Genomic DNA, 12,422 nt, shown 5'->3' with positions numbered 1-12,422 from the left:
GGCAACGGAGCCTTGGATGAACGACACCTTTGTTCGTAGTGGGCCGCTCAAGGAACTTTCCAGTTACCCCGTCTGGGCACAACGCCTCGTGCAGGACTGCGAGAGCAGCCGCCTGGCGGTGGTCGGCCATCCCCTCTACGCACGCATGCGTGACGGCCAACTGAGCCGGCAGACCATGCGCGCCTTCCTCATCGGCGGCTGGCAGGTGGTGGAGCAGTTCCCCCTGTACATGTCGCAGAACCTGCTCAAGACGCGCTTCGGGCGAAGCCCCGGGGAAGACATGGCGCGGCGCTGGCTGATGCGCAACATCCGCGTCGAACTCAATCACGCCGACTATTGGTTGCACTGGGCGGAGTCCTACGGAGTGACTCTGGCGGAGCTGAAGGCCCAGTTGGTGCCCGCCGAACTGCATGCTCTAGGGCACTGGTGCTGGCATACCTGCGCCACCGATGCACTGGCGCTGTCGATGGCGGCTACCAACTACGCCATCGAGGGCGCGACGGGCGACTGGTCGGCGATCGTCTGTTCCAGCGATGCCTACGAGCGTTCGCTGCCGGCGGGCTCCCGCAAGGAGGCGATGCGCTGGCTCAAGCTGCATGCCCGCTACGACGATGACCATCCGTGGGAAGCGCTGGAGATCATCTGCACCCTCAGCGGCCCACGGATGACCGCGCCTCGCTGCCTGGAGCTGCGCGAGGCGATCTGCAAGAGCTATGGCTACATGCGCCTGTTCCTCGACTACTGCATGGCGCTGGAGCAGGCGCAGGGCGGTTCGCGGCGGGAGCCGATGCAGGCTGCGGGCTAGCCCGCAGCCGCATGCCTGTCAGGGCAGCAGGATGATCTTCTCGCTGCTCCCTTCGTTGATTTCGTGGTAGCGCTGTACACCTTCGCTCAGCGGTACCTCGCACAGGCCGGAAGGCAGCGGCAGCCTGCCGTCGTCGAACCATTGGCCGAACTGGCGCAGCATCGCCGCGCAGGCGACGGCGTCGTACAGCAGCGAATTCACACCGACGACCGAGCCGCCACGGCGATACAGCGCCAGGGCAGGCAACTGCACGTGTCCGTCCACCGGCGCGGCGATGATCGCGATGCGGCCGAAAGTTGTCAGCGCGCTGACCGCGGCGGGAAGCCAGAAACCGGTGGTATCGAAGATCACCTCGGCGCCGCCGGGGAAGTGCTCTTCCACCTGCGCGGCCAGGGTTTCCGCGCCGCTCAGCAGGAGGGTCGGCACGCCCTGGGCCTGTAACCCTGCCTGGGCCTGCTCGCGCCGCACCGCGCCCAGCACCTGTGCGCCGCGGGCCTTGGCCAGCGAAATGGCGGCGGCGCCAACCGCGCCCAAGCCGATCACCAGCAGGCGGGTGCCCGTGCACACCTGGCTGCGCTCCAGTGCATCCCAGGCAGTGGTGAACGGCACGCCACAACTGGCGGCCTGGGCGAAGCTCATGCGCTCGGGCATCGGCGCCACGCCGCCCATCGGCACGCTCATCAATTGCGCATGGCTGCCGTTGCGGGTGAAGCCCAGGCCCTTGCCGGTGCCCCACACGGATTTTCCGACCAGCTCGGCCGGACCCTTGATCACCACGCCAGCGAAGTCGCGGCCCGGCACGCGGGGCAGGGTGGTGTAGGGGAAACGGCCGAGCACGTTCTTCACATCGCTGGGGTTGAGGCCGGCGGCGCGTACTTCCACCAGCACTTCGCCGGCGGCCGGAATCGGCTCGGCGATGTCGGTGAAGCTCAGGGCGGCGAGGTCGCCGGTACGGTCGAATTGCAGGGCTTTCATGGTGCAGGTCCTGGTGACGTGGGTGAAGAAAGGTTTCAGTGCAGCCAGCGGGTCAGCAGCGGCAGCGCGTTCTCGCCGATCTGCATGCCGAGCAGGCCGACCAGCGCCACCAGCGGGGGGGCCGGCGAGCGGAAGTCGAGGAAGTGATAAGCGAGGCCGACGGCGATGCCGATGGCCAGGGAAATCAGGTAGTTCATGGCACTCTCCGCGGCGCACCCGACGGTGGGAAATGGAGTGCCTGAAGTCTAGGGTGGCGTACCGGCTGGCGCCGGTCATCGACTTCGGAATATCGGACAGATGGCGGGCCGCGCCGGGGCCGCGCAGGCGCTACCGGGCGCAGTACTCCGACGGCGTAACGCCCAGTTCGCGCCGAAACATCTCGCTGAAGCTGCCTGGCTGGTAGCCCAGCGCATGGGCAACGGTGCTCACCGGAACGCCCTCGCTCAACTGCGCCACCGCCGTGGCCAATTGCACCTGGCGGCGCCATTGGGCGAAGCCCATGCCCAGGCTGCGCTGGAGCAGGCGGGCGAGGGTACGCACGCTGGCGCCGGCGTCGGCGGCGTGCTGCTCGAAGGAAATCTCCTGGGACGGCTCGGCCATCACTGCCTGGCACAGGTTCGACAGGCGGCGGTCGGACTCGTCCGGCAGCGGAACCCGCAGCAGCAGGCTGCGCGCTCGCTGCAGCTCCAGCACAGCGAGCCGCGACAGTGCCTGGTAGTAGTCGGTGTCCGGTTCGCTCTCGTGCTCGACCAGATGCAGGATCAGCTCGCGCAACAGGCCGCCCACCTCGAAGGCCTGCACCTGTTCGCCCAGCGAGTCAGCGGTTCCCGGCCGCAGGTAGATGTTGCGCATCTGCAGCTCGCTGACCACACGGATGCCGTGGGGCACGCGCGGCGGCAGCCAGACGGCGCGGTTGGGCGGCACCAGCAGCGCTTCGTGCGGCGTTTCCACCCACATCACCCCGGACATTGCGTACAGCACCTGGCCCCAATCGTGGGAATGCGGCTCGATGTGCAGCCCGCGCGGGTAGCTGCGGGCGAGGGCGCGAAGTGACGCGGTCGTGGCGTCGAAATCCGGAGGTGCGGCGCGGGCCATTGGCGAATTCGGCGAGGAAGATGTCGCGCATGGTAGCTAACCGGAGCGGCCGCTGGCGAGATGCGCCTGCTCGCGCTGGAAGGCTGTCGCACCACCTTGTCATGATTTCTTTACGGTGCGGCGGCTCGCCGCAGGGGGCGTCGGGGCGCGTAAGGATTTCTTGCCGCGCAGCCGGGCCGGGCCGCAGCCGGGCCTCGCCGCAGCGGCTTGTCCGCGGCGCCGCGCAGGGTTGAGATGAAGGCATTCCAGACGCCTGGACGGCCCCGCGCCGAGCCAGCCGATAACGACAAAGAGGAGGCCGGATGAACGCCGTGACCAAGATCGAGCAACACAACCCAATCGGCACCGACGGCTTCGAGTTCGTCGAATTCACCGCCCCCGACGCGCAGGGCATCGAGCAACTGCGCCAGTTGTTCACCGGCATGGGGTTCACCGAGACCGCCAAGCACCGCTCCAAGGAAGTCTTCCTGTTCCAGCAGAACGACATCAACATCGTGCTCAACGGCAGCCCCACCGGTCACGTTCACGAGTTCGCCAGGAAACACGGGCCGAGCGCCTGCGCGATGGCCTTCCGGGTGAAGAATGCAGCGCAGGCCGCCGCCTATGTCGAGTCCCAGGGCGCCAGGCTGGTTGGCAGCCACGCCAACTTCGGCGAGCTGAACATTCCGTGTGTCGAAGGTATCGGCGGCTCGTTGCTATATCTCGTCGACCGCTATGGCGACAAGAGCATCTACGACGTCGACTTCGAGTTCATCGAAGGCCGTACCGCCGGTGACAATGCCGTCGGCCTGCTGTGCATCGACCACCTGACCCATAACGTCAAGCGCGGACAGATGGACGTCTGGTCGGGCTTCTACGAGCGCATCGCCAATTTCCGCGAAATCCGCTACTTCGATATCGAAGGCAAGCTCACCGGCCTGTTCTCCCGCGCCATGACTGCGCCTTGCGGCAAGATCCGCATCCCGATCAACGAGTCGGCGGACGATACCTCGCAGATCGAGGAGTTCATCCGCGAGTACCACGGCGAAGGCATCCAGCACATCGCCCTGACTACCGACGATATCTATGCCACCGTGCGCAAGCTGCGCGCCAACGGCGTGGACTTCATGAGCACCCCGGACACCTACTACGAGAAGGTCGACAGCCGCGTCGCCGGCCACGGCGAACCGCTGGAGCAACTGCGCGAACTGAACATCCTGATCGACGGCGCGCCGGGTGACGACGGTATCCTGCTGCAGATCTTCACCAACACGGTGATCGGCCCGATCTTCTTCGAGATCATCCAGCGCAAGGGCAACCAGGGTTTCGGCGAGGGCAACTTCAAGGCCCTGTTCGAGTCCATCGAGGAAGATCAGATTCGCCGTGGCGTGATCTCCGACAAGTAGCTCGTTTGCCGGGCGGCCGCGCGAGGAGCGTGGCTGCCCCCGGAGTCCGCCATGCTCACCCTGTACTCCTACTGGCGTTCCAGCGCCGCCTACCGCGTGCGCATTGCCCTGGGCCTCAAGGGCCTGGCCTACCGTCAGGTGCCGGTGCACCTGGTGAAGGACGGCGGCCAGCAGCACGCTGCCGACTACAAGGCACTCAACCCGCAGGAACTGGTGCCGTTGCTGGTGGACGGCGATGCGCGCATCGCGCAGTCCCTGGCCATCCTCGAATACCTCGACGAAACCCATCCGCAACCGAGCCTGCTGCCGCGCGATGCGCTGCAGCGTGCCCAGGTTCGTGCGCTGGCCCTGCACATCGCCTGCGACATCCATCCGCTGAACAACCTGCGCGTACTGCAGTACCTCAGCGGCCCGCTGGGCGTGGCGGACGACGCGAAGAACGCCTGGATCCGACACTGGGTCGAAACCGGACTGCACGCGGTGGAACAGGGCGTTGCCGCCTGGACCGGCCCGCTGTCCCTGGGCGAACGCCCCGGTTATTTCGAAGCCTGCCTGGTTCCCCAGTTGTACAACGCGCGGCGCTTCGGCTGCGACCTTTCCGGTTGCCCGCGCCTGCTCGCCATCGCCGCGCGCTGCGAGCCCCTTGAAGCCTTCCAGCAAGCTGCCCCGGAGGTGCAGCCCGACGCCCAGTAAGCTCCGTTCTACCTTGCCCGCACCGCCCAGCCACGAGCCGGGCGGCCGATTCACGTCACAGATAAAAACAACAGGTGACGCATGACGCGTGAAACTCAACACGCAGGCCAGCTCCAGCGGGGCCTGAAGAATCGCCATATCCAGTTGATCGCCCTGGGCGGCGCCATCGGTACCGGGTTGTTCCTGGGCTCCGCCGGTGTACTCAAGTCCGCCGGGCCGTCGATGATCCTTGGCTATGCCATCGCCGGCTTCATTGCCTTCCTGATCATGCGCCAGCTCGGCGAGATGATCGTCGAGGAGCCCGTCGCAGGCTCCTTCAGCCACTTCGCGCACAAGTACTGGGGCGGTTTCGCCGGCTTCCTCTCGGGCTGGAACTGCTGGGTGCTGTACATCCTGGTGGGCATGTCGGAACTCACCGCGGTGGGCAAGTACATCCATTACTGGTGGCCGGACGTGCCGACCTGGGCCAGTGCCGCGCTGTTCTTCGTGGTGGTCAACGCCATCAACCTGTTCAACGTGAAGGCCTTCGGCGAGGCGGAGTTCTGGTTCGCCATCATCAAGGTTGCCGCCATCGTCGGCATGATCGCCCTGGGCTGCTACCTGCTGGCCAGCGGCAGCGGCGGCGAGCAGGCCACGGTCAGCAACCTGTGGGCGCATGGTGGCTTCTTCCCCAATGGCGTCAGCGGGCTGGTGATGGCAATGGCGATCATCATGTTCTCCTTCGGCGGGCTGGAGATGCTCGGTTTCACCGCCGCCGAGGCCGACAGGCCGAAGACCGTGATCCCCAAGGCGATCAACCAGGTCATCTACCGCATCCTCATCTTCTACATCGGCGCCCTCACCGTGCTGCTGTCGCTGACGCCCTGGGACAGCCTGCTGCAAACGCTGAACGCCTCCGGCGACTCCTACAGCGGCAGCCCGTTCGTGCAGATATTCTCGATGATCGGCAGCGGCACCGCGGCTCACGTGCTCAACTTCGTGGTGCTCACTGCCGCGCTCTCGGTCTACAACAGCGGCACCTACTGCAACGGCCGCATGCTGGTGGGCCTGGCGGAGCAGGGCGACGCTCCGCGCGCGCTGGCCAGGGTGGACAGCCGCGGCGTGCCGGTGCGCTCGCTGCTGGTCTCGGCGGCCGTGACCTTCCTTGCCGTGCTGGTGAACTACCTGATCCCGGCGCGCGCGCTGGAGTTGCTGATGTCGCTGGTGGTGGCTGCCCTGGTGATCAACTGGGCGATGATCAGCCTGGCGCACCTGAAGTTCCGTGCACGGATGGATGCGCAGGGCACCCGCACCGCCTTCCGCGCCGTGTGGTATCCGCTGGGCAACTGGCTGTGCCTGGGCTTCGTGCTGTTCATCCTCGGCGTCATGCTGTTCACCCCGGGCATTCAGGTGTCGGTCTATGCGATTCCGCTCTGGCTACTGGTGATGTACGGCTGCTATCGCCTGAAACGCCAGGGCCCGGTCCGTGGCGAGGCAAGGGCGGCCCTGGCGGAGTGAGCTACCCGACTTTATTCCGGGCCGCCCGCGATTGACCGTGTGGCCCCTTACTTCCTAGAGTGTCCGGGCCATTTTTCGTCAGAGGGATACTCATGAAAAAAGCACTTTGGCTGCTCGCTGCCGCCGTGCCCGTGATGCTGGTCGCCTGTGGTGGCGAAGAAAAGAAGGCGCCGCAGGTGGATGCACTGGTCCTGCCTGGCGACGCCAAGCTCGATTCGCGCAGCGTCTCGTACAAGTGCGAGGACGGCCGCAAGATCAGCGTGCAATACCTCAACAAGGGCGACAACAGCCTTGCCGTGGTGCCGGTGACGGATGCCTCCAGCCTGGTCTTCGCCAACGTCATTTCCGCCTCCGGCGCCAAGTACGCCGCCGGCCAGTACGTGTGGTGGACAAAGGGCGAGGACGCCACCTTGTACAAGGACTGGAAGGGTGGCGAGCCAGCAGACGGCGTGGCTTGCAAGGAAAAGTGAACGCTTTGCGCCACGATGAAAAAAGCCCGGCAAGTGCCGGGCTTTTTTCATGAGCGAATGCACGCTCCCGCAGAAACGGCCCCCATTGCGACGTCGAGGCCCTGGCAGGAGCGGACAGATGCAAAGCCCCATCCACAGCAGCACCTGCCAGGGCACGTCCGCAGGACGGGTAGAGCGAAGCTATACCCATCGGGTGCGGTATGTCCGCGTCGATGGTGTGCGCATGCGACCGGCTTCGCCTCCGGCAGGAAACGCTTTCGCAGGCGCGACGCTCACGTCAGAAGGTGAACTCCACGTTCACTGTCGGCGTCGAGGTACGGCTACCGCGTCCGCCGTCCACGCCGAACTTGTTGTGCCAGTACTCGTAGCCCACGCCTAGCCACAGGTTCGGCTGGCGCTTGGCGCCCGGCAGGGTGGCGAACATCAGCGAGGTGCGTATCAGCGTTTCCGGCGCGGTGTCGTTGTCGTTGTAGTCCTCGCCCTTCTCCCCGGTGTAGTTGAGGAAACCCTGGAACTTCGCACCGTGGTTGCCCAACTGGAAAGGCCGCAGCCAGGTCAGGTTGAGCATGTAGGTGGTGTCGAAGGTGTGGTCCGGGTGCTTCACGTTGGGGATGCCGGAGTGATTCTTCTCGCGGTAGTAGAACAGCGACAGGTCGAGCACGCCGGGCCCGTTGAACTTCACCGTGGGGCCGAACACCAGCGCGCGCTTCTTCGCCGAGGCGAGGTTGTTGTTGCGGCTGGCGTCGAAGCCGAAGGTCAGCGCGTGGTCCTTCACCAGGCCTTTGCCTTGCGGCAGGTCGAATACCCGCGAGGCGAACAGTTGGCTGCGGAACACTCCATAGACTTCGCTGCTGCCGTGGTCGGTGCCCTTGCGCGGGTCATCGCTGTCGGACTGCAGCACGTCGAGATGGAAGAAGTTGCTGCCGTAGCGGTAACCATCGGCGTGGCTGAAGCTGAAGATGCGCTTGGTGATGTCGTGGGGGTTGTTCGGGTTGGTGAAACCCTTGCCGTAGCGGAAGCCCAGCGTGTTGCTGGTCCACTCGAACAAACGGTCGTCGTCGGCTTGCGCCAGCCCCAGTGGGGCTGTGATCAGCGCGGCGCCGAGGGCGATCCGGCGGCCGGTGCTCAGGCGGCTGCGGGAGCGTGTTTGAGGGCGGGCGGCATCGATGGCCGCTGGCGCCAACACGGTTGGGAACATGCTGCACCTCGTCTTGTTTTTGTTATGGGGCCGACGTACCGCGGTGTGGGCTGCGGCCGGTGACAGCAGAGGGTTCTAATGGTGAATTGAGGACATTGCAAGAAAAACTTGTACACATATTCGTATACAAAAGTTGATCTGAAAGTCAGGAAAGCGCTCTGCCCGGCAATACGCCGGGGTTTGGCGACAGGCCGGCTGCCGCGCGATATGCTGTGGTCTTTCCGACTTTCACAACGGCCATGCTGCAGATATCCAACACCGTGCAGATTCCCGATGCCGAGATCGAGCTGAACGCCATTCGCGCCCAGGGTGCTGGCGGGCAGAACGTCAACAAGGTGTCGAGCGCCGTGCACCTGCGCTTCGACATCCGTGCCTCGTCGTTGCCGGAGTTCTACAAGGAGCGCCTGCTGGCGCTGAGAGACCAGCGCATCAGCAGCGATGGCGTAGTGGTGATCAAGGCTCAGCAGTACCGCACCCAGGAACAGAACCGCGACGACGCGCTGAACCGCCTGGCGGAATTGATCCGTGGTGTTGCCGCCGTGCAGAAGAAGCGCCGTCCCACCAGGCCGACGTTAGGCTCCAGAACGCGCCGCCTCGACGGCAAGAGCAAGCGCGGCGCGATCAAGGCCGGGCGCGGCAAGGTCGATTACTGAGCCCCGCGAGCCTTGCGCTCGCGCATCCCGGCCATCATCCGTTCGGCATTGGCCTGGCAGTCCATGCCGGCGGGCTTGTTCTCGATCCCGTCGATCACCGCCAGCAACTGCTCGCGGTTCTGTCGCAACTGGCGCTCCATCGCTTCGATTTCCGCCACCTTGCGCCGCAGGCCGGCGAGCAGTTCGTCGTGCCCTCGCTGCTGCGATGGATCGGAGTGGGGCAGCAGGTTGCGGATTTCTTCCAGGCTGAAGCCGGTCTGCTGGGCGCAGCGGATGATCTCCAGCAGGTCGAGGGTTTCCGCCGGATACTCGCGGTAGCCGTTGCTGCCGCGCCGCACCTGGGCGATCAGGCCGCTGGCTTCGTAGAAGCGGATGCGCGAGGGCGCCAGCCCGCTGAGGCTGGCCAGTTCACCGATTTTCATGGAGGGCTCCGAAAGGGGCTTGACCTTAAAGTGAACTTTAAACTTAACCTCGCTGGCACCACAACCACGGAGCCAGCCCATGTCCCCCTTCCAGCCCCTGCGCCTGCCCAACGGCGGCGAAATCCCCAACCGTATCGCCAAGGCCGCCATGGAAGAGAACATGGCCGATGCCGACCAGGCACCCTCGGCGGAACTGCTCCGCCTGTACCGGGCCTGGGCCGATGGCGGCGTTGGCCTGATCCTCAGCGGCAACGTGATGATCGACGGTCGCGCCATGACCGGCCCGGGCGGCGTGGTGCTGGAAAACGAGCGCCACCTGCAGCGCTTCCGCGAATGGGCACGCATCGGCCGTTCCGGCGGCGCACAGTTCTGGCTGCAACTGAACCATCCGGGCCGCCAGGTGCAGACCAACCTCGGCCAGGACGCCATCGCGCCGTCGGTGGTGCCGATGGAAATGGGCAGGTTCTCCAAGTTGTTTGTCGTCGCCCGCGAGATGACCGAAGACGACATCGCCGAGGTGATCCGCCGCTTCGTGCGCGCCGCCACCCTGGCCGAGCAGGCCGGCTTCAGCGGCGTGCAGATCCATGCGGCCCACGGCTACCTGCTCAGCCAGTTCCTTTCGCCCCTGGTCAACAAGCGCCAGGACCGCTGGGGCGGCTCCCTGGAGAACCGTGCGCGGCTGTTGCTGGAGGTGGTACGTGCGGTGCGAGCGGCGGTATCGCCTGGTTTCTGCGTGGGTGTGAAACTCAACTCGGCGGATTTCCAGCGCGGCGGCTTCGACGCCAGTGATGCGCGCCAGGTGGTCGAATGGCTGAACGCCGAGGCGGTCGACCTGGTGGAGCTCTCCGGCGGCAGCTACGAGGCACCGGCGATGCAGGGCGACGCCCGCGATGGCCGCACCCTGGCGCGGGAGGCGTACTTCCTTGAGTTCGCCCGCCAGATGCGCGAGGCCGCGCGGATGCCGCTGATGGTCACTGGCGGAATCCGCCGTCTGCCGGTGGCGCAGCAGGTGCTGGACAGCGGGCTCGATATGGTCGGCATTGGCACCGCCCTGGCGCTGGAGCCGCAACTGGTCCTGCACTGGCAGCGTGGCAGCCAGACCCAGCCGGAGCTGCCGGCGATTCGCTGGCGCTCCAAGCCACTTGCGGCGCTGGCCTACATGGCGCTGGTGAAGCTGCAACTGCACCGCATCGGCGCGCGTCGCACACCCAACCCACAGGCTTCGCCGCTGCGCACGCTGGTCATGGAGCAGTGGCGCACGTTGCGCCGGGCAAGGCAGTACCGGCGCTGGGCGGCGAGGCAGGCGGACTGACAAGTCGTCACCGATCGATTTCGTGGAGTGGCCTGGGCGATCTGCTCGTCGCTCCAGCGGGGGACGTGCCAGGCGGCGGGGCGGTGGCGAGGGGCATCCATGTCGATCTCGCGCGGATAGAGGCGCCGGCCTTGGTTGATGGGCTCACCGTCGCCGGTTCAGCGCTCGAAGCGGCAGCCGAGCCGCCCCAGCCCGTCGATCTCCAGCTCGAACTCATCACCCGGCGCAACGTGCGACATCGGCGCCAGCGCGCCGCACAGCAGCACGTCGCCGGCCTTCAGTGGCGCCCCAAGGCGTGCCATGCGCCGGGCCAGCCAGAGGGCGACGTCGAGCATCGCCGAGAGGGTCGTCTGGGTTGGCGGGAAGGCCGGTGCGCCGTTGCGTTGCAGTTGCACGCCCAGCCCACGGCCTTCCAGTTCTTCCAGCGGCAGTGGTCGTTCGCCGGTGAGGTAGAGGCCGGCGCAGAGGTTGTCGGCGACCGAGTCGAGCAGGCCGATCTGCCAGTTGGCCACCGCAGTGTCATTGATCTCGATGGCCGGGACTGCGCCGTCGAGGCAGGCGCGCAGGGTGGCCAGGTCCGGCTCGCCGGGGGGCAGGTCGCGGCCGACCAGCAGGGCGATCTCCGCCTCGATGCGCGGCTGCAACAGGCGCTCACGGGCGATGCTGGCGCCGGGCGGGCAGCGCAGGTCGGCGAGCAGGCGGCCATACACCGCTTCGCCGACCTTCAGCGCGGCCTGCATCATCGGCGAGATCAGCCCGGCCTTGGCGCCCGCCAGTCGCTGGCCGGCTGCCAGGGCCAGGTCGATGCCCAGCGCTTGCACTCGGTAGGCGTCGTCCAGGTCGACGAGGCCATAGTGGGCCGCCGGGGCGGCGATGGGCGTTCGGCTGGCCCGCGCGTTAGCCAGGGCGCGGGCGGCGTCGTGGAATCTGTCGTCGTTCATGGCGCGGTTCCTCAGCGGCTCGGTACGTCGCCGACCACCGTGGTGCGGAACATCTCGCGGCGCATGCCGTGGTAGTCCGATACCGGGTAGTGCCAGGTGCTGCGGTTATCCCAGATCGCCAGGGTGCCACGGGTCCAGCGCATACGGCAGGTGAAGGCCGGCTGGGTGGCGATGCTGAACAGGTAGTCGAGCAGCGGCTGCGATTCGGCGGGGCGCATGCCCTTGATGCCGCTGGTGTAGGCCGGGTTGACGAAGAGGATTTTCTTGCCGGTTTCCGGGTGGCGGATCACCAGCGGGTGGGAACGCACTTCGCCGTCGTGACTGCCGTAGCGCACCGCCATGTTCTCCATCAGGTCGTTGTGCTTGGCTTCGGCGCCGTAGGCACGTTCCGGGCTGTGGATGGCGTCGAGGCTTTCCAGTTGCGCGCGCAGCTTGGGCGACAGCCATTCGTAGGCCAGCGCCAGGTTGGCGTAGAGGGTGTCGCCGCCGAACGGCGGAATGTCATGGCCATAGAGCAGCGTGAAGGCCGGCGGCCGTTCCTGGAACGACCAGTCGGTGTGCCAGGCGCCGCCGAACACCACCGGCGTGCGCTCGTTGGCTTCCTTCACCACCCGCACCACATGTGGATGGCCGGGCATGCCTTCGACATAGGGCTCGCGGCCGAATTCGCCCAGGCGCAGGGTGATGGCTTCGAGGTCTTCCACGCTCAGCGACTGGTCGCGGATGAACAGCACCTTGTGCGCCAGCAGGGCCTGGCGCAGCTCGGCGAAACCGTCCTCGCCCAGCTTGGTCAGATCGACGCCGGTGACGTCAGCGCCGATGGCGCCGGTGGCGGGGACGATGCTGAAGGAGCGGTAGTCCGCCGCGCGGTTCTGGCTTGGCAAGGCATAGAAGAACTCGAACATGGGGGAAGCCTCTTGTGGGTGTTATTGGCCATTCAAGGATGGTCAGCGCGCCCGCTTTCTTCCATGATGAT

14 protein-coding genes are annotated in these 12,422 nt (G+C 66.2%); 7 read left to right on the top strand and 7 right to left on the bottom strand.

Features of this window, described 5'->3' with window-relative positions; translation table 11 throughout:
• Positions 1-16 precede the first annotated feature (16 nt).
• Positions 17-805: a TenA family transcriptional regulator gene (locus OU419_RS20530; RefSeq protein WP_254474663.1), complete on the top strand. Its 789-nt coding sequence runs from the start codon at positions 17-19 to the stop codon at positions 803-805.
• A gap of 18 nt (positions 806-823) precedes the next feature.
• Here the strand turns inward: OU419_RS20530 and OU419_RS20525 are convergent, their stop codons facing one another.
• From OU419_RS20525 to OU419_RS20515, 3 genes are all read right to left on the bottom strand, one after another.
• Complete coding sequence (locus tag OU419_RS20525; protein ID WP_254474666.1) at positions 824-1,780, bottom strand: quinone oxidoreductase family protein; 957 nt, start codon at positions 1,778-1,780, stop codon at positions 824-826.
• Positions 1,781-1,815: 35 nt separating this feature from the next.
• On the bottom strand, positions 1,816-1,977 hold the full coding sequence (locus tag OU419_RS20520) for a DUF1427 family protein (protein WP_254474668.1): 162 nt from the start codon (positions 1,975-1,977) through the stop codon (positions 1,816-1,818).
• Between the two features lie 130 nt (positions 1,978-2,107).
• Positions 2,108-2,875, bottom strand: a complete 768-nt coding sequence (locus tag OU419_RS20515) for an AraC family transcriptional regulator (RefSeq protein ID WP_254474670.1) — start codon at positions 2,873-2,875, stop codon at positions 2,108-2,110.
• 302 nt (positions 2,876-3,177) lie between these two features.
• On the opposite strand from OU419_RS20515, the gene hppD reads away from it, so the two are divergent.
• From hppD to OU419_RS20495, 4 genes are all read left to right on the top strand, one after another.
• The gene (gene hppD / locus OU419_RS20510; protein WP_254474672.1) at positions 3,178-4,260 is read left to right on the top strand and encodes a 4-hydroxyphenylpyruvate dioxygenase; all 1,083 of its coding nucleotides are present in this window, start codon (positions 3,178-3,180) and stop codon (positions 4,258-4,260) included.
• Between the two features lie 51 nt (positions 4,261-4,311).
• Complete coding sequence (gene maiA, locus OU419_RS20505; RefSeq protein WP_254474673.1) at positions 4,312-4,953, top strand: maleylacetoacetate isomerase; 642 nt, start codon at positions 4,312-4,314, stop codon at positions 4,951-4,953.
• Between the two features lie 81 nt (positions 4,954-5,034).
• Complete coding sequence (locus tag OU419_RS20500; protein WP_254474674.1) at positions 5,035-6,450, top strand: amino acid permease; 1,416 nt, start codon at positions 5,035-5,037, stop codon at positions 6,448-6,450.
• Between the two features lie 92 nt (positions 6,451-6,542).
• Entirely contained in the window at positions 6,543-6,920 is a 378-nt protein-coding gene (locus tag OU419_RS20495) for an MliC family protein (RefSeq protein WP_254474675.1), read from the top strand.
• Between the two features lie 277 nt (positions 6,921-7,197).
• Here the strand turns inward: OU419_RS20495 and OU419_RS20490 are convergent, their stop codons facing one another.
• Positions 7,198-8,118, bottom strand: a complete 921-nt coding sequence (locus OU419_RS20490; protein ID WP_254474676.1) for a nucleoside-binding protein — start codon at positions 8,116-8,118, stop codon at positions 7,198-7,200.
• 239 nt (positions 8,119-8,357) lie between these two features.
• Here OU419_RS20490 and arfB point away from each other — a divergent pair, with 239 nt between their 5' ends.
• Complete coding sequence (gene arfB / locus OU419_RS20485; RefSeq protein WP_254474678.1) at positions 8,358-8,771, top strand: alternative ribosome rescue aminoacyl-tRNA hydrolase ArfB; 414 nt, start codon at positions 8,358-8,360, stop codon at positions 8,769-8,771.
• On the opposite strand, the gene OU419_RS20480 is transcribed toward arfB, so the two are convergent.
• A complete protein-coding gene (locus tag OU419_RS20480) occupies positions 8,765-9,193 on the bottom strand; it encodes a MerR family transcriptional regulator (RefSeq protein ID WP_254474681.1) in 429 nt (142 codons plus the stop codon). The genes arfB and OU419_RS20480 overlap by 7 nt on opposite strands.
• Before the next feature lie 79 nt (positions 9,194-9,272).
• On the opposite strand from OU419_RS20480, the gene OU419_RS20475 reads away from it, so the two are divergent.
• Entirely contained in the window at positions 9,273-10,505 is a 1,233-nt protein-coding gene (locus OU419_RS20475; protein WP_254474683.1) for an NADH:flavin oxidoreductase/NADH oxidase family protein, read from the top strand.
• Positions 10,506-10,663: 158 nt separating this feature from the next.
• On the opposite strand, the gene OU419_RS20470 is transcribed toward OU419_RS20475, so the two are convergent.
• Together OU419_RS20470 and OU419_RS20465 are read right to left on the bottom strand one after the other, a co-directional pair.
• A complete protein-coding gene (locus OU419_RS20470) occupies positions 10,664-11,446 on the bottom strand; it encodes a 2-keto-4-pentenoate hydratase (RefSeq protein ID WP_254474685.1) in 783 nt (260 codons plus the stop codon).
• A gap of 11 nt (positions 11,447-11,457) precedes the next feature.
• Entirely contained in the window at positions 11,458-12,351 is an 894-nt protein-coding gene (locus OU419_RS20465; protein ID WP_254474687.1) for a TauD/TfdA dioxygenase family protein, read from the bottom strand.
• Positions 12,352-12,422: the final 71 nt, after the last annotated feature.

The organism is Pseudomonas triclosanedens (assembly GCF_026686735.1).
Lineage (GTDB): Bacteria > Pseudomonadota > Gammaproteobacteria > Pseudomonadales > Pseudomonadaceae > Pseudomonas > Pseudomonas triclosanedens.
This window is presented reverse-complemented; position numbering and strand designations above follow the sequence as displayed.

What these genes read in the sequence shown, in the direction of transcription:
- OU419_RS20530 (WP_254474663.1), top strand. Translation starts at nt 17, where the DNA reads ATGAACGACACCTTTGTTCGTAGTGGGCCGCTCAAGGAACTTTCCAGT.
- OU419_RS20525 (WP_254474666.1), bottom strand. Translation starts at nt 1,780, where the DNA reads ATGAAAGCCCTGCAATTCGACCGTACCGGCGACCTCGCCGCCCTGAGC.
- OU419_RS20520 (WP_254474668.1), bottom strand. Translation starts at nt 1,977, where the DNA reads ATGAACTACCTGATTTCCCTGGCCATCGGCATCGCCGTCGGCCTCGCT.
- OU419_RS20515 (WP_254474670.1), bottom strand. Translation starts at nt 2,875, where the DNA reads ATGGCCCGCGCCGCACCTCCGGATTTCGACGCCACGACCGCGTCACTT.
- hppD (WP_254474672.1), top strand. Translation starts at nt 3,178, where the DNA reads ATGAACGCCGTGACCAAGATCGAGCAACACAACCCAATCGGCACCGAC.
- maiA (WP_254474673.1), top strand. Translation starts at nt 4,312, where the DNA reads ATGCTCACCCTGTACTCCTACTGGCGTTCCAGCGCCGCCTACCGCGTG.
- OU419_RS20500 (WP_254474674.1), top strand. Translation starts at nt 5,035, where the DNA reads ATGACGCGTGAAACTCAACACGCAGGCCAGCTCCAGCGGGGCCTGAAG.
- OU419_RS20495 (WP_254474675.1), top strand. Translation starts at nt 6,543, where the DNA reads ATGAAAAAAGCACTTTGGCTGCTCGCTGCCGCCGTGCCCGTGATGCTG.
- OU419_RS20490 (WP_254474676.1), bottom strand. Translation starts at nt 8,118, where the DNA reads ATGTTCCCAACCGTGTTGGCGCCAGCGGCCATCGATGCCGCCCGCCCT.
- arfB (WP_254474678.1), top strand. Translation starts at nt 8,358, where the DNA reads ATGCTGCAGATATCCAACACCGTGCAGATTCCCGATGCCGAGATCGAG.
- OU419_RS20480 (WP_254474681.1), bottom strand. Translation starts at nt 9,193, where the DNA reads ATGAAAATCGGTGAACTGGCCAGCCTCAGCGGGCTGGCGCCCTCGCGC.
- OU419_RS20475 (WP_254474683.1), top strand. Translation starts at nt 9,273, where the DNA reads ATGTCCCCCTTCCAGCCCCTGCGCCTGCCCAACGGCGGCGAAATCCCC.
- OU419_RS20470 (WP_254474685.1), bottom strand. Translation starts at nt 11,446, where the DNA reads ATGAACGACGACAGATTCCACGACGCCGCCCGCGCCCTGGCTAACGCG.
- OU419_RS20465 (WP_254474687.1), bottom strand. Translation starts at nt 12,351, where the DNA reads ATGTTCGAGTTCTTCTATGCCTTGCCAAGCCAGAACCGCGCGGCGGAC.